Origin of the sequence: Polyangium sp. 15x6 (assembly GCF_029960785.1) — a bacterium.
In the GTDB taxonomy this organism is placed as follows: Bacteria; Myxococcota_A; Polyangia; order Polyangiales; family Polyangiaceae; genus Polyangium.
The window spans coordinates 37,409-53,285 of the sequence record NZ_JASBQE010000061.1 but is presented as its reverse complement, the minus strand read 5'-3'; the positions used below and the strand labels follow the sequence as shown (position 1 = coordinate 53,285).

Genomic DNA, 15,877 nt, shown 5'->3' with positions numbered 1-15,877 from the left:
GTGGACATCCAGTTCGTCGGCGCGGCGCAGACCGTCACTGGCTCGATGCACGTCGTCCGCACGGAGCACGCCACCGTGCTGCTCGACTGCGGCCTGTTCCAGGGGCGGCGGCGCGAGTCGTTCGAGTACAACCGCCGCCTGCGCGTGCCCGCGCGCGAGATCTCGGCGGTGGTGCTCTCCCACGCGCACATCGATCATTCGGGCGCGCTGCCGATGCTCGCGAAGAACGGCTTCGACGGGCTCGTGTATGCGACGCCGGCGACGCGGGATCTCGCGGCGCTCATGCTCCGCGACGCGGCGGCGATCCAGCAGGCCGACGCGCGCTACCTGAACAAGCAATCCGTGCGGGAGGGCCGCGAGGACGAGCTCGTCGAGGCGATCTACGGCGAGGAGGACGTGCTCGACGCGATCTCGCGGTTCGTCTCCGTCCCCTACCACCGCTCGATCCCGATCGCGGACGGCGTGCGCCTGACCTTCTTCGACGCCGGGCACGTGCTCGGCAGCGCGATCACGGTGCTCGACCTCGAAGAGCGCGGGAAGAAGCGGCGCCTCGTCTTCACCGGGGATCTCGGACGTGCCGGGCGGCCCATCCTGCGGGATCCCGAGGTCCCCGAGGGCACCGACGTCCTCGTCACCGAGAGCACGTACGGCGATCGGCTACACGACGGCGTCGACAAGATGGAGGATGACCTCGCGCGCGTGGTCACGCGAACGGTCGCGCGGGGCGGCAAGGTCTTCATCCCTTCGTTCGCGCTCGAGCGCGCGCAGGAGGTGATCTTCGCGCTGAAGAAGCTGCGCAAGGCCGGGCAGATCCCGCGCGTGCCGGTCTACGTCGACTCGCCGCTCACGGTCCGCATCACGGACGTCTTCAAGCTCCACCCCGAGTGTTACGACGCCGAGGCGCGCGAGCTGCTCCGTGGCACGGACACGCCCTTCGACTTCGAGGACCTCGAGTACATCGAGGACAAGGAGCGCAGCAAGGAGCTCGGCGGCGAAGGCAGCGCGATCGTCATCTCGGCGAGCGGCATGTGCGAGGCCGGTCGGATCCTCCACCACCTGAAGAACGGCGTGGAGGATCCACGGAACACCGTGCTGATCGTGGGCTACCAGGCGCAACACACGCTCGGCCGGAGGCTCGTGGAGAGACGAGCGCGCGTCCGGATCTTCGGGGTCGAGCGCGAGCGGCGCGCGGATGTCGTGGTCCTGAACGGCTTCAGCGCACACGCCGATCAGCGGGATCTCGTGGCCTACGCTGACGCTTGCCGATCGCGGGGGCCGGCCGGGACGATCGCGCTCGTGCACGGCGAGCCGCAACCGCAACGCGTGCTCGCGGACAAGATGCGCGAGCGGGGGCACGGCACGATCGTGATCCCCGCGCCGAACGACAGGCTCGAGATCGTTTGAGGCTCAACCTTTCACGGCGTGAACGATCGCCGCGGTGAGCGGCTCGTCCTCGCCGTCGAGCAACGTGCGCACGTCGAAGAGGATCTGGCCTTCCTGCACGCGCGGCAGGACCGGCGGATCTCCCGCGCGGAGGCGCTCCGCGATCGCCGCGAGCGCGCCGCCCGTCGCTTCGAGCGCCACGCCGAACGAAGGCAGCGGCTCCTCGGCACACGCGCCTCCCCCCACGGCGCCCCCGAGCTCCACGACGGACGACGTCACGCCTTTTTGCGCGAGCTCGGCCTGGATCCGCTCGGCCCGCGCGTGCACGGCGGAGAGCGGCGCGCGCAGCGCGGCCAGGGTCGGGATCGCGTCGAGGTCACCTTCGAGGTACGCGGCGAGCGTCGCTTCGAGTGCGACCAGCGGCAGCCGGCCGAGGCGCAAGGCGCGCGCCAGCGGATCTTTCCGGCACGCCGCGACGAGATCGGCGCGCCCCACGATCGCCCCGCCCTGCGGCCCGCCGAGCACCTTGTCGGTGCTGAAACAAACCACGTCGGATCCCGCCTCGACCGAGCTCCGCACGCTCGGCTCGGAGAAACCAAGCGGCTCGAGCTCCACGATCGCGCCGCCGCCGAGATCCTCCAGCAAGAGCACCTTCCGCTCGCGCGCGAGCGCCGCGAGCGACCGATGCTCCGGCCGCTCGACGAACCCCACCTGACGGAAATTTCCCTGATGCACGCGCAGGATCGCCGCCGCGTCGGGCGCCGCGTCGAGCGCGCACGCATAGTCCGCGATGCGCGTCTTGTTCGTCGTACCCACCTCGACGAGCCGCGCGCCCGATCGCGCCATCACCTCGGGCACCCGGAACCCTCCGCCGATCTCCACGAGCTCGCCGCGCGACACCACGACGGGCCGGCCTGCCGCGAGCGCGCCCAGCATCAAGAGCACGGCCGCGGCGTTGTTGTTCACGACGAGCGCCGCCTCTGCGCCGGAGAGCTCGCAGAGCGCGTCCTCGGCGAACGCGCCGCGACGCCCGCGCCGGCCCGTCGCGAGATCGATCTCGATCGACGTGTACCCCGCGGCCGAGCTCGCGAGCGCCTCGGCCACGCGCGCGCCGAGCGGAGCGCGCCCGAGGTTCGTGTGCAGCACGACGCCCGTCGCGTTGATCACCCGCCGCGCGCGCGTCCGGAGCGTTCGCTCGGCGTGCGCTGCGACGCGGAGCGCCACGTCCTCCACGGAGGGACACGGCGCGCCGCCGCGCACCGCTTCGCGTGCTTCGTCGAGAAATCGCCGCACGAGGCGCGTCAACGTAGCGGCGCCGAGCTTACGCTTGGCCTCTGCGAGGGACGGATTCGCGAGGACACGGTCCACCCGTGGGATGCCCCGCAGATCCACGCTCCCTGTCCCTCGCGTTTCCTCCTCGCCCATCGGCTGCTACATCTAGCTGCTCTCCGCTCCTTCTCCCGTACTTTTTGCGCACACACACTTACGCGGCCTCGCCAGAAACCGCGCCGCGCGGGGCCGATGAGGAGACGATGCGAACGTACCGCCCCTCGTGGCGCGGCGGCTTGCTCGCCGCCCTGGCCCTCGCGAGCGCCCTGCTGCCCCACCCCGCGTCCGCCAGTTGGCCCCCGTCGCCCGACGCGGACATGGCCGATCCCGCGAACTGGCCGAACGATCCGGGCTACGCCCATTCGGACGATCGCGACGGCCAGTGGAACTACTACTCGTTCCTCCCGCCCGCCGCGCCGGGCGTCGTCCGCCGCGCCGACGAAGTCGCGTCTGGCATGAGCATCGATCGCGCGTGGCGCGTCTCGATCGGCGATCCGCGCGTCGTCATCGCCGTGACCGACAGCGGCATCTTCTGGGAGAAGCCCGATCTCCTCGACAAGGCGTACCTGAACCGCCGCGAGCTCCTCACGCACAAACCTTTCCAGGCGGGCGGCGGCCCCTGCGGCGGCGCCGGCGATCTCGCCGGCTTCGACTGCAACGGCGACGGCGTGTTCTCGGTCTCGGACTACGCGACCTCGATGCCGCTGCCCGCCTCCGATCGCAACGCGAACGGCGTGCTCGACGCCGGCGATCTGATCCTCGCCTTCTCGGATGGCATCGATGACGACGGCAACGGGTACATCGACGACATCTCGGGCTGGGACTTCATGAAGAACGACAACGACCCGTACGACGACACGCGGTACGGGCACGGCACGGGCGAGGCCGAAGACTCGTCGTCCCAGGCCCACAACGGCATCGGCCTCGCGGGCGCCTGCCCGCGGTGCATGTTCCTCCCGCTCCGCGTCGGCGACAGCTTCATCGGCGACGTGCAGGCCTTCGGTGAGGCCGTCGTGTACGCGACCGACAGTGGCGCGAAGGTCGTGCAGTGCGCGCTCGGCACGCTGAACATGACGCGCTACGCGCAGGCCGCGCTCGACTACGCGTACGAGAACAAGGTCCTCGTCATCACCTCGATGGCCGACGAGAACTCGCGCCACCACAACATGCCGGCCGCGAGCAACCACACGCTGCCGGTGCACGCGATCCAGTACGACGGCGCGAGCGCCCGCACCTCGCGCAGCTTCGTCGACTTCCACCCCTGCTCGAACTACGGCGGCCAGAACCTCCTCTCGGCCTCGGGTAACTCTTGCTCCAGCGAGGCCACGGGCCAGCTCAGCGGCATCGCGGGCCTGCTTTACTCCGCGGCGCTCCAGTACAACACCGTGCCGCAGCTCTCGCCGGGCGAGGCGCAGTCGATCTTCTTCTTCACGGCCGACGACATCGACGTGCCCGAGTCGCGCGAGCCCGGATCGATCTACCGCTTCTCGCAGCCCGGCTTCGATCAACGCTTCGGCTACGGCCGCGTCAACGCCAGCCGCGCGCTCGAGGCGATCCGCGACGGCCGCATCCCGCCCTCGGTCGACATCGTCTCGCCACGCTGGTTCGAGGTCCTCTACAAGGATCGTGCTTCTGGCCCGATCCAGATCCGCGGCACCATCTCCGCGCCGCGGGCGAACGCCTACGACTACGTCGTCGAGTGGGCGAGCGGCGTGCAGCCGCTCGAAGAAGACTTCCAGAAGCACGTCCTCGATCATCGCGAGAACCTGGATCCCACCTTCGTCGCCGGCAGCGCCGAGCCCCTCGCGCTCCTCGACGTCCGCAACGTCACGGTGAGCCACCCGCGCGACGTCGACAGCCCCTTCGGGGAAAACGATCACACGATCACCGTGCGTGTCCGCGCGACCGCGCACTACGGCGGCGCCGTCGGCGACGTGCGAGGCGAGATGCGCCGCACCTACTACGTGCACAGCGATCCCGACCTCGCGCGCGGTTTTCCCGTCTGGCTCGGCGACAGCCTCGAAGCGAGCCCCAAGATGGCCGATCTCGACGGCGACGGCGTACGCGAGCTCGTGGTCCCGACGGGCGGCGGCGCGATCCACGTCCTCACGCTCACGAAGGCCGGCCCCGTCCCCTTCCCCGGCTTCCCCTTCCAGACGACCACCATCGACGGCCTCACCGCTCCGCCCGAGAGCGATACGCCGAGCCACATCACCGCGCCCGGCTACGCGTCGGGCAAGGTCGATCCGAGCCTCGCGCGTGAAGGCTTCATGAACGCGCCCGCCATCGCCGATCTCGACGACGATGGCACGATCGAGATCGTCGCCACCACCTTCGCCGGGACGATCTACGTCCTCGAAGCGGACGGCTCCGTTCGCCAAGGTTTTCCGCGCCGCTTGCCGCGCATCCCCTCGTGCCCGCGCGGCGTCGACCTCCCTCCGCCCGCTGGCCCTTGCATGGACGAGGACCAGCGCATCACGCGGGGCGCCTTCGCTGCGCCCGTGCTCGTCGATCTCGATCGCGACGGCCGGCTCGACATCGTGCAGGCCGCGTTCGACGGCAAGGTCCACGTCTTCGACCCGGCTGGCGCCCCCCTGCCCGGCTTCCCCGTCGAGATCCGCATCGACCCCGAGAACAACCCCACGAAGCGCAGCCGCATCCTCACGACGCCCGCGGTCGCGGACTTCAACGGCGACGGCGTGATGGACCTCGTGCTCGGCTCGAACGAGCGGCTCGGCACGAGTGGTCAGTTCGGCGGGATCACCGTGGTCGACGGCCGCGGCACCAAGGCCCCCGACGGCCCGATCCTCGCCGGCTGGCCCGTCTCGCTCAGCTCCTTCGAGATCTTCCCGCTCGTCGCCGAGGGCATCCCGAACTCCCCGGCGATCGCGCGCTTCGAGGGCACGCTCGCCGCCGTCGCGCACGGCAACGTCAGCTTGCCGTTCGTCGTGCCCACCGAGCCCGGCGAACAAACCTCGCTCGGCACGCTGCCCGCGAACGCCCTTCCCGCTCGCCCCGATCCCAGCGATCCGGACAAGACGATCCGCGGCCTCGATCCCTCCAGCATCTTCGGCCCGCTCTCGCGCGCCTCCCAGCCGAACGCGATGCTCCCGCTCTTTTCGAGCCCCTCCGTCGGCGACCTCGATCAGGACGGCGTGCCCGACGTCGTCGCCTCGGGCGGCTCGCTCTCGCTCGCGCAGGCGCTCCAGGGCGGCGGCACGGGCGCGGGCGAGCACCTGCTCGCGGTCTGGAGCGGCAAGACCGGCGCGATGCTCCCCGGCTCGCCCTTCCTGCTCGAAGACTTCACGTTCTTCAACAACCACGCGATCGCCGATCTCGACGGCGACGACTACCCCGAGATCATCACCGGCTCGGGCGGCTACTTCCTCCACGCCTACGACGGTTGCGGCCGCGAGCCCGCGGGTTTTCCCAAGTTCACGGGCCAGTGGATCGCCTCCACGGCCGCCGTCGGCGACCTCGACGGCGACGGCACGCTCGAGGTCGCGGCCGGCACGCGCAGCGGCTTTTTGCACGTCTGGCACACGCGCGGCCGCACCGACGGCGTCATCGCCTGGGAGAGCTACCACCACGACAACCGCAACACGGGGAGCCTCGAGACCCGCCTCGCGCAGGGCACGCTGCTCAAGGCCAAAGCCCCGCTCACGGCCCTGACCTGCGAGGAAGCTCGCCTCCCCCGGCCGCTCGAGGCCGCCGGAGGCTGCGATTGCCGGGCCGCCGGCCAGGGCCGCGAAGGCGGGCGCGCGGCGGGGCTCTTCTTCGTGGGCCTCGCGCTCGTGCTGGCGAGGCGGCGACCTGCGCGCAGCTAGGCTACCCTCTCCTTCGTGTCGCCTCCCGTTCGTATCTACCTCTCTCCCGGCATGTTCGGCTTCGCGCGGCTCGCGTCGTTCGAGTACTTCGAGCACCTCGTCGTCGCGCTCGAAGAGCGCTTCCGCCAGCGCGGCCGCATCGCCAAGGTCCTCGTCTGCGACGTCCACCCGACGGCCAGCGTCTGCCGCCGCGCGGCCAAGCTCGCGCACATGATCGCCTCCACGGCCGGCGACGACGACGGCCCCATCCACGTGGTCGGCCACTCGACGGGCGGCCTCGACGCGCGCCTCGTCGCCTCCCCGACCGCGCGGCTGCCCGGCGTCACCCGCAAGGAGCTCGCGTGGCTGCCGCGGCTCTCGTCGATCACGACCATGAACACGCCGCACTACGGCACGCCGCTCGCGGCCTTCTTCGCGACCGTCAGCGGCCAGCGCATGCTCTACGCGATCTCCGCGCTCACCGTGACCGCGCTCAAGCTCGGCGCGCCCCCGCTCGCCGCCACCTCCGCGCTCGTCGCCGCGTTCGGCCGCCTCTCGATCGGCAACTTCGAGCTGGAGATGGTCAACCGCGCCGTCGACGCCGTGGCCAAGGTCCTCGATGAGGCCTCGAGCCGCGAGCTGCGCACCTGGCTCGACCTTTTGCGCGGCGATCAGGGCGCCATCGTGCAGCTCATGCCCGAGGCGATGGACCTCTTCCAGGCTGGCGTCGAGGACCGCCCCGGCGTGCGCTACCAGTGCGTCGCGACCTATGCCCCTTCGAACGCGGTGCGCGACTGGATCTCCGCGCTCCGCTCGCCGTGGACCGCCATGAGCGCGACGATCTTCACGGCGCTCTACAACCTGACGAGCCGCCTCGACGAGCGATACCCGTGCGCGGCGGCGGACGGCGCCGCGCAAGCGAAGCTCAAGGCGATGCTCGGCGAGGCGTTGCCTCCGACGGCGAACGACGGCGTGGTTCCTTTGACCTCGCAGATCTGGGGCGATCTCGTCTGGGTGGGCAAAGCGGACCACCTCGACATCGTCGGTCACTTCCCGGGCGCGGGAGGCCACACGGACTGGCTCGCGAGTGGCGCGCGGTTCCAGCGCGTGCGATTCGACGTGGTGATGGATCGGATCGTCGCCGGCATGATCGTGGGCGAGGAGCTACGCGACGCGCGCACGCCCCTGTCCGAGCGCGCGCCGAAGAGCGCCCCGGCGAGCGTGCGTGGGGTGTCATGACGAGCAAGCGGCGCTCGCTCGAGCTCTTGCACGAAGCGCTCGTCGAGTGCCGCCGCTGTGATCGTCTGGTCGCGTGGCGCGAAGAGGTCGCGCGCGTCAAACGCCGCGCCTACCGGGACGAGACCTACTGGGGCCGCCCGATCCCCGGCTTCGGCGACCCCGACGCCACGCTGATCATCATGGGCCTCGCGCCAGCCGCGCACGGCGGCAACCGCACGGGCCGGATGTTCACGGGGGATCGCTCGGGCGATTTCCTCTACGCCGCGCTCCACCGAGCCGGCGTCGCCTCGCAGCCGACGAGCGTGCGCCGCGGCGACGGCCTGACGCTCACGGGCGCCTTCATCGTGGCCCCATGCCGCTGCGCGCCGCCCGAGAACAAGCCCACGCCGGCCGAGCTCGCTTCCTGCCGCCCCTGGCTCGAAGCCGAGCTCGCGCTGCTCGACCGGGCCCACACCTACCTCGCGCTCGGAAAAACCGGCTACGACGCGGTCCTCACGCTCGCCAAGAAGCACGGCGATGTCTCCGCCGCGCCTCCCTTCGCCCACGGAGCACGCGCAGAAATCCCGGATCCGCGCGGCGGCAGGGGCCAGGCGTGGCTGTTCGGCAGTTACCACGTGAGCCAGCAGAACACGCAGACGGGCCGGCTCACGGCGGCGATGTTCGACGAGGTGCTGGCCGCAGCGCTAAAGCGAGCGCGCGTTTAGGGTCTTTGCTTGGGGTCGCCGCGCCGGGGCTCTGCCCCGGACCCCGCGGGGGCTGTTCGCCCCTCGACCCGAACCAGCGCAAGCGCTGGACTCGTGATGGAAGAACTGCGCGATGCGCAGTTCTTCCACCGGCCGGTGGCAAGACCAGGACAGCGTTGCCCGTCGCGGCGGTCTTGGCTGGCAGGGTCGCCCTTGGTCTTGCCTCGGCCTGTTCGATGAACTGCGCATCGCGCAGTTCATCGACCCCGGGTCCAGCGCTTGCGCTGGTCCGGGTCCAGGGGTGGACAACCCCTGGTGGGGCCTGGGGCAACGCCCCAGCGCAGCGGCCTCGAGAAGTCAGTTCTTCGGCGTGAGGAGCTGCGCGAGCTCGCCCGATGCCTGCATCTCGAGGAGGATGTCGCTTCCGCCGACGAACTTCCCGTCGATGTAGACCTGCGGGATCGTCGGCCAGTTCGAGAACTCCTTGATGCCCTGGCGGATGTCGGGGTCCTTCAGGACGTTCACGTCCACGAACTCGGCCCCCGCCTCCTTGAGGATCTGCACGGCGCGCTGAGAAAACCCGCACTGCGGGAAGCTCTTCGTCCCCTTCATGAAGAGGACCACGCGGTTTTGAACGATGATCTCCTGGATCCGTTGACGCACGTCGCTCATGGCGGCGACAACGTAGCGTAAGGGAAGCGGCGGGGCGAGGCGTGGAGGTGGGGGCTTCCGTCTTGACAGCACGCGTGATCTTCGTGAGCAAGGGCGGATGGATGCTGCCTCCCTCTATCTCGTCGGCCGAAGGCTGGCCATGCTTGCCGAGCGCGCGATGGCCGCTCCGGAGGGGGTGCCCGACGAGCCATCGGTCGAGCACCTCGTGCTGCGCGCCGTGGCCGAGCGGCTCGTGCTGCGCGCCGTGATCGAGCGCCCGGGGCTCACCGCGAGCGACCTCGTCACGCAGCTCTCGATCGCGCAAAGCCGCATTTCCCAGGTCCTGGCCGAGCTCGAACGCAACGGGTTCGTCCGCCGCTACCCCGACGCGGACGACCGGCGCAAGCAGCGCATCGAGGCCACCGTGCATTACAAGGAAGCCGTCGAACAGCGCATGACGCGCAACGTCGAAGAGGCGCTCGAGCCCCTCCTCACCCACGCAACCGCGCGCGAAAAGGCCCGCGTGCTCGCGGCGCTGGAGCTGATCCACGACCTCGTCCTGCGCGCAGGCGAGCGCGAGGATGGCTCCGAGGCGCCCGAAAAGAAAACGCCACGACGTGGATAGATGAATCTGGCCAGATACATCCATCCTCGGATGTATCTTGACAGATACATCTCCAAAGATACTCTCCGTGCGAGCGGGCGGGCCGCTCGTCTTTGCTTGTCGCCCTCTGCGCATGGAGGAACCATGAGACGTCCCATCGCCGTGTCCTTGCTCCTGGCTCTCGGCTGCGTCGCCGGCTGCGGCGGCGCCGAGAACCCCGGCGGCTCGACCGGTCCCACGTATTACAAGGACATCGCGCCGCTCGTGAACGAGGCGTGCGCGAGCTGCCACGAGGCCGGCGGTATCGCGCCGTTCTCCCTGACCGACGCCCAGACCGCGGCGAACATGGCCGGGGCCATGGCGGCCGCGACCGAGGCCCGTACGATGCCGCCGATGCCGGTCAACAACGACGGATCGTGCCAGACCTACAAGAATGCCCGGTGGCTGAACGACGAGCAGATCGCGCTCTTTCAGCGCTGGTCCGAGGCCGGCGCGCCGCTCGGGGATCCGAAGGACGCGCCCCCGCCGCCGGCCTTCGATACCCCGAAGCTCGCGGGCGAGCTCGCGACCTTCGACATCGGCCTCGATTACACGCCCGAGCCTCCTCCGGGCGAGCTCGACGAATACCGTTGCTTCGTCGTCGACCCCGGCATCACCGAGGACACGTTCATCACGGGGTACGACATCCAGCCCGGGGATGCGCGCGTCGTGCACCATGTATCGCTCTTTTACCTGGCCGACGACCAGGCCGACGCCGACGCGGAGGCCCTGGACGCCGCGGATCCCGGGCCTGGGTATCGGTGCTTCGGCGCCGCCGGCGTGCAAAACTCCGTCCTTTACGGTGTCTGGGTCCCGGGCAGCGGAGCGACGATCCTGCCCGCGGGCACGGGGATCTTCCACGGCGCGGGCCGCAAGATCGCCCTCCAGGTGCATTACAACGTACCGCTCACGGGAGGACCTTTCACGGACCGCTCCAAGGTCACGTACCAGCTCGAAAAGGACACCTCCTTGACGCGAGCGTATTTGCTGCCGGTCGGGAGCTTTCAGTTCTCGCTGCCCCCCAAGGATGCGCAAGCCAATGTCAGCGTCGACCTGTCGCTTTCGCTGCTGGGGTCCTACGGCGGCGTCGATGCGTCCGGCGGCATCCGCGTCTACGGCGCAATGCCGCACATGCACGTGATCGGCCGGACGCAGCGCACCTTCCTGAAACGAGCGGACGGGGAGGAATGCCTCACCGACGTCGACCGGTGGAATTTCCACTGGCAAGACCTGTGGTGGTACGAGACGCCCATCGACGTGGCCCCCGGGAGCACCTTTGGTATCTCGTGTGACTTCGACACGCGGGGGCGCACGACCCCCACGACGTGGGGCGAAGGGACGAACGACGAGATGTGCACGAACATCCTGTATGCGACGCTGAGCGGCAAGTAGCGCCCGCGCACGGGGCTGCGCACGGGTCTCGTGTCGAAGCCGTTGCGCTGGGGCGTTGCCCCAGGCCCCACCAGGGGCTGTCCGCCCCTGGACCCGGACCAGCCAGGGGCTGGACCCGGGACGATGAACTGCGCGGTGCGCAGTTCATCGCACAGGCCTGGCTTTTCAACCGGCAACGCGGTCCCACCGGCCGGTTGGAAGACCTGCGCGACGCGCAGTTCTTCCATGAAAGGTCCAGCGCTGGCGCTGGTCCGGGTCCAGGGGTGGACAACCCCTGGTCGGGCCCGGGGTGAAACCCCGGCGCGGCGGTTCCTCATGAGACCAATGCTCAGGCAATGAGCGCTCGACTCGCTCGCGACGAACGCGGGGCCACGACCTCCCCGACGCCGATCGTGAAGTCGAGCTCCATGTAAAAGCCGGCGAGAGCTCGCAGACGCATTCGCTCGTCGCTGCCTTCGCCGACGAGCCCGAGCGTGCTCGCGAGGCCGGAACGCCGCGAGACGGAGAGCTCGATGGGACGAGGAAGCCTCGCGCTCGCGCGGGGGGCGCCGATGCGACGGCAAGGGGCCTCGACGATCGCCTGGTAGCAGGCGATCTCGCGCCGGGCGGCGTCGCGGAATTGCTTGAGGAACACCATCGTGAATGCGCCGGTCCGCAAGCACTCGGCCGCGAGGCCGAGGAGTTTGACCTGCGCGCGCGCGTCGAGGCCCGCGGCCCCGAGCCAGGCCGCGTCATGGCTCGCGCGCAGGGCGTCGAGGAGCGAGGTCTCGCTGGCCCCCTCGCCGGCGTCGCGGGCCTCGACGATCCGTTCATGGCGCCACGGGGTAGAAGCACCGCCGCCCTCGGGCGGTAACCATGCGTCGACGTGGAGGGCGAGCCTCCCCGTGGCCGTGGCATCGAAGCCGAGATCGGCGTGTCCTTTGGGAAAACCGAGGACCTCGCGGCCGCCGACGAGCGCCGCCCCGAGATCGACCCAGAGGTAAGGCGTATAGGCGCCGACGGCGATCGGTTCGAGGCGTCCACCGCGGCGCTCGCAAATCGCCACCGGCACGAGGAAGCCGAAATCACGCTCCGCGACCACGCCGGGCGCGTCTATGGCCGAGAGGAGGCGGTTGTCCTGCGCGTAAAAGACCACCGAAGGACCGAGCGGGATGTAGACGCGGTCCTCGTGCAGGCCGAGGTGACGGGCGCAGAGATCACGCAGGCGGCGCGGATCGGCGCGGAGGAGGGCGGCGACCATCACGCTCGACCGCGCGTCGTAGGGCGGCGAGGTCGACTCGTTGACGCCTCGCTCGATGTAAAGCGGCCCGGGGATGCTCGCCGGCGCACGTGGGCGGCCGCGGAGCCAGTCGTCGTGCATCGGAATGGGCAGGCCCGTGAGCACCTGGGCCGCGCGAATGCCGGACATCGTCGCCGCCTCGACGCAGCCGAGGTTCATCGGCGTGAGGGTCCAATCGCCGGCGAGCACGAGGTTTTCGTAGCCGGACTCGTCCGCGGCGAGGCGGTGGCGCGTGGTCCCTCGCGGCGAGAGCACATACCGATCGGAGGGGTGCTGGACCGGGCTGAAGTGCTGGAAAGCGAGAGGATCGTCGATCGACGCCGGCGCGTGGAGGCGGCTCCGATCGAGCGCGCCGTCGGGCTTCACGATCGCAGGCCAGAGGTGGGCCACGGACGCGTCGAGGTGGGCTGCCGTGAGTGCACGCACGCGTTCGAGCTGCCGGGCGGCGTGACCGACGTAGGCGGAACGCTCGATCGGCGGCGGTTCGTCGTCGTCCATTGCGGCGGTGAGGTAAGCGATGCTCTGCGGGCCCCCGGGCTCGGGGAAGCTTTCACGCGGCAGGAGGTGGCTCATGTCCGCCCAGGTATCGAGGGGCTCGGCATAGGGGATCATGACCGGTGACGGCAAATGCCAGCCGGTCGCGCGGAGATCGTCGCGGATCCAGAGCTGCGCCGACACGGTCGGCGTGGTCGTGATCTCCCGGATCATCGCGGCGAAGCGCGGATTGTTCGCGTCGGCGACGAGCTCCTCGCAAAGGGCGGGCAAAACGCCGAGGCCCACGCCGAGGACGACCCGATCGAAATCGCGTCCGTCCTCGAGGACGAGGGGCGGCTCCTGATCGGGAAACCGCGAGCCCCAGTCCTCCAGGCTCTCGCCGCTCGCGCGCAGGGCCTCGCCCCCGACGAGCTGCTCGTAGAGCGGCTCGCTCGGCCAGCAGGGCAGACCCTTCACGTCGAAGAGCGGCTCGTAATCGGCGCCGCCCTTCACCGCGATCTGCCGACCCATCTCGATCGACGCAATGCGCCGGCGATCGGCCGAGAGGCGGAGCTTGTCGACGCGATGAAAGAAACGGAAGCGCACGCCGCGCCGGCGGAGGACCTGGTAGAGCGGGGCGAAGATCACGTCGCCCATCCCCGCCTGCATCTTGTAAAAAATCGCGCCGCGGTAGGTATAGAGCATCCGCAGCGTCCAGTGCAGCGCCGTCCCCGCGCCGATCTCGCGTCCGGCGCTGTAGGCCCCGGCGTAGACGCCCGAGACCGTCGACGCCCGCACGGAGGCCTCGGAAGCGCCGTGCCGCCGCAGCCACGCCCGGAAATCCTCGTGGTCGAGGCGCAACCAATCGACGTCGTCGTGGTCGGTCAGGCCGTCGGCGATCATCCCGCGGACCATCGCCAGCGTGATGTCCACGGCCGCCCAGGCGCTCCGGATCTCCGGCTGCCGCGCGAGCAGCCGCTCGCAGCGGCGAAACACGGCCGCGGACCAGGCGAGCAGCCGGCGGAGGACTTCCTCGCGGCGCACGGCGACGAGGTCTTCCGCGGGCGCGGCGACTAGCTCGCGCAAGGACGCGAGCAGGCCTGCGACCCCGCGACGGAGGACACGGAGCCCGACGCCGAGCGGCCGCGATCTCGCCTCCGAGCCGCCTCGCAGCGCGGGCTGCGCGTCGAAAAGGTCGAGGAGGAATTGCAGCATGATCGGGATCAGCTCGGCCGGGGTGGGGACCTTCCGGCCGAGGCCCGGAGGCTCGCTGTTCCGGGGAAAGAGCAGGGGCTGGTGCTGCCAGACGCCCTCGAATTGCTCCTCGAAGACGATGAGCGAGTGCGGCTCGAACGCGTCCTCGAGGGTCGCGAGCGGCGCGCCCGCGGGGCGCCCGAGCTCCTCGTAGCAGCGGCGCATCACGGAAAATGCGTTGTCGTAGAAGCCGTAGAAGAGGTGGAGGCCATGCTCCTCGATGCGATCGAATCGCTCGTGGTTCCGGCCACTCGCGCCCTTCCCGCCGAGGCGATGCCCCTGCTGATAGACAGTGACCTCGTAATGATCCTCCCAGCCGGGCGTGCTGGTCAACTCGAATGCCGTGGTCAGGGCGGCCATTCCTCCGCCCAGGATGATGATTCTTTCGCGGTTCACGGAGCCGCGAGGATAGTGGGCCCGAGCGGGCTTGCACGGCGCGACGCCGGGTCTGGGCGTTTTTGGGAGGGCGGGTGCCGCCGATTGCAAGACTGCTTGCAAGACCTCGGCGGCGTACGTCAAGCTTCGTGATACTTCGCAAGGAGTCACCATGGGTTTGCTTCGATCGCTCTCGCTCCTGATGGTCCCCTTCCTCGGCGGCTGCTTCTTCGGATCGGGGGAGCGTGAGCTCCCGCCCGTCGAGCACAGCGCGGGTTTCTTCGCCGAGTTCGATCGGATGGTCGACGAAACGATGTCCCGGGGCACGCTCGACGATCAGGCGCGCACGCTCGACGCCGAGTTTGCGCGTCGCGTGGACGAGGGACCCGGGCCGAGCGAGGTCGTTGCCGTCGGAGCGACCTGGGACAAAGTCGAGACATTTCTCTCGATCGGGCTGATCTCGGCCGACGTCATGGCGCCGATCGAAGGCTCCGAGCAGAGCCGGGTGGACATTCTCGGGCACGCCGCGGACCGGGTGCTCCGGAGCGACACCGAGGCCATCGCGGCCTGGAACCGCACCGTCCGCGACATGGGCTTCGCCGACGCGCGGATGGAGCCCACCGGGGAGCTCGTCTGGGAATCGCTCTACCTCGTGCTCACCGAATCGGAGCACGCGTATCAAGACGTCTGGGTCGAAAGCGGCACCTGGGTCGAGGGAGCCTGGGTCCGCACGGACGGGTACTACGAGCAGCTATGGGTCGACGGATACTACGAATCCGTCTGGCAGGAAGGCACCTGCCACGACGAATACGTCGGCACGGAGTGCGACACGTATTCGGTCGAGGAGACCTGCTACGACGTGTATGTCGAAGATGGCTACTGGGAGAGCTACTGCTCCTGGTACGACGACGAGGGCAACTGCATCGAGTGGACCGACGAGTGGGTGGACACGGGGTACTACGAGACCCAATGCGATCCCGCGTATACGTACGAGGAGTGCACCGACGTCTACGAGACGGAGTGCGCCCCGGGGCAATGGGTGGACATCTGGATCGAGGGGCACTGGGTCGAGGGGGCGTGGGTCCCCGGCGAGCTCGTCTGGGTCGAAGGGTACTGGAGCGACACCTCGGGGTATCGGACCGTGGCGCTCCCGGCGCAGGAGGCCGAGATCCTCGAGGCGGGAATCACCTACGTGGCGTCCTTCGGTCCGGAGCGCGTGGGCGGTGATTGTTACGCGGGGCTCGACGAGGCCCTCGTGAAATCGGAAGAAAGCCCGCCCGAGAGCGCCGTGAAACTCTCGCGGGGCGCAATCCTTTCTTGCCTATCGCGACACTGAGGCGAAACGGTGGCCACGGCACGGTACCCCGCA

At 69.7% G+C, this 15,877-nt stretch carries 10 protein-coding genes; 7 read left to right on the top strand and 3 right to left on the bottom strand.

Features of this window, described 5'->3' with window-relative positions:
• Positions 1 to 1,404, top strand: a complete 1,404-nt coding sequence (locus tag QHF83_RS34310; RefSeq protein WP_282422238.1) for an MBL fold metallo-hydrolase — start codon at positions 1 to 3, stop codon at positions 1,402 to 1,404.
• Positions 1,405 to 1,407: 3 nt separating this feature from the next.
• On the opposite strand, the gene selA is transcribed toward QHF83_RS34310, so the two are convergent.
• Positions 1,408 to 2,808 carry an L-seryl-tRNA(Sec) selenium transferase gene (selA, locus tag QHF83_RS34305; protein ID WP_282422237.1) on the bottom strand — a complete coding sequence of 467 codons (1,401 nt, stop codon included), beginning with the start codon at positions 2,806 to 2,808 and terminating at the stop codon, positions 1,408 to 1,410.
• Between the two features lie 107 nt (positions 2,809 to 2,915).
• Here selA and QHF83_RS34300 point away from each other — a divergent pair, with 107 nt between their 5' ends.
• From QHF83_RS34300 to QHF83_RS34290, 3 genes are read left to right on the top strand one after another with little or no spacing between them, the layout of a single operon-like run.
• Positions 2,916 to 6,539, top strand: coding sequence for an FG-GAP-like repeat-containing protein (locus QHF83_RS34300; protein ID WP_282422236.1), 3,624 nt, complete (start codon positions 2,916 to 2,918; stop codon positions 6,537 to 6,539).
• Positions 6,540 to 6,554: 15 nt separating this feature from the next.
• Positions 6,555 to 7,757, top strand: a complete 1,203-nt coding sequence (locus QHF83_RS34295; RefSeq protein ID WP_282422235.1) for a hypothetical protein — start codon at positions 6,555 to 6,557, stop codon at positions 7,755 to 7,757.
• Positions 7,754 to 8,461 (top strand): uracil-DNA glycosylase, encoded by a 708-nt coding sequence (locus tag QHF83_RS34290; protein WP_282422234.1) that lies wholly within the window; start codon positions 7,754 to 7,756, stop codon positions 8,459 to 8,461. The genes QHF83_RS34295 and QHF83_RS34290 overlap by 4 nt, the downstream gene beginning before the upstream one ends.
• Before the next feature lie 336 nt (positions 8,462 to 8,797).
• Here QHF83_RS34290 and grxD read toward each other — a convergent pair whose 3' ends face one another.
• Positions 8,798 to 9,112: a Grx4 family monothiol glutaredoxin gene (grxD, locus tag QHF83_RS34285; protein WP_282422233.1), complete on the bottom strand. Its 315-nt coding sequence runs from the start codon at positions 9,110 to 9,112 to the stop codon at positions 8,798 to 8,800.
• Positions 9,113 to 9,209: 97 nt separating this feature from the next.
• Between grxD and QHF83_RS34280 the strand changes: the two genes are divergently transcribed.
• Both QHF83_RS34280 and QHF83_RS34275 read left to right on the top strand, forming a co-directional pair.
• Positions 9,210 to 9,716, top strand: coding sequence for a MarR family transcriptional regulator (locus QHF83_RS34280; RefSeq protein WP_282422232.1), 507 nt, complete (start codon positions 9,210 to 9,212; stop codon positions 9,714 to 9,716).
• Positions 9,717 to 9,839: 123 nt separating this feature from the next.
• Positions 9,840 to 11,126 carry a hypothetical protein gene (locus tag QHF83_RS34275; RefSeq protein WP_282422231.1) on the top strand — a complete coding sequence of 429 codons (1,287 nt, stop codon included), beginning with the start codon at positions 9,840 to 9,842 and terminating at the stop codon, positions 11,124 to 11,126.
• 328 nt (positions 11,127 to 11,454) lie between these two features.
• Here the strand turns inward: QHF83_RS34275 and QHF83_RS34270 are convergent, their stop codons facing one another.
• Entirely contained in the window at positions 11,455 to 14,529 is a 3,075-nt protein-coding gene (locus QHF83_RS34270; RefSeq protein ID WP_282422230.1) for an FAD-dependent oxidoreductase, read from the bottom strand.
• Between the two features lie 151 nt (positions 14,530 to 14,680).
• Between QHF83_RS34270 and QHF83_RS34265 the strand changes: the two genes are divergently transcribed.
• A complete protein-coding gene (locus QHF83_RS34265; protein WP_282422229.1) occupies positions 14,681 to 15,844 on the top strand; it encodes a hypothetical protein in 1,164 nt (387 codons plus the stop codon).
• Positions 15,845 to 15,877 lie beyond the last annotated feature (33 nt).

Bases quoted from the DNA above. Each gene is read 5' to 3' on its own strand.
- QHF83_RS34265 (WP_282422229.1), top strand. From the start codon at position 14,681: ATGGGTTTGCTTCGATCGCTCTCGCTCCTGATGGTCCCCTTCCTCGGC.
- selA (WP_282422237.1), bottom strand. From the start codon at position 2,808: ATGGGCGAGGAGGAAACGCGAGGGACAGGGAGCGTGGATCTGCGGGGC.
- QHF83_RS34290 (WP_282422234.1), top strand. From the start codon at position 7,754: ATGACGAGCAAGCGGCGCTCGCTCGAGCTCTTGCACGAAGCGCTCGTC.
- QHF83_RS34300 (WP_282422236.1), top strand. From the start codon at position 2,916: ATGCGAACGTACCGCCCCTCGTGGCGCGGCGGCTTGCTCGCCGCCCTG.
- grxD (WP_282422233.1), bottom strand. From the start codon at position 9,112: ATGAGCGACGTGCGTCAACGGATCCAGGAGATCATCGTTCAAAACCGC.
- QHF83_RS34280 (WP_282422232.1), top strand. From the start codon at position 9,210: ATGGATGCTGCCTCCCTCTATCTCGTCGGCCGAAGGCTGGCCATGCTT.
- QHF83_RS34275 (WP_282422231.1), top strand. From the start codon at position 9,840: ATGAGACGTCCCATCGCCGTGTCCTTGCTCCTGGCTCTCGGCTGCGTC.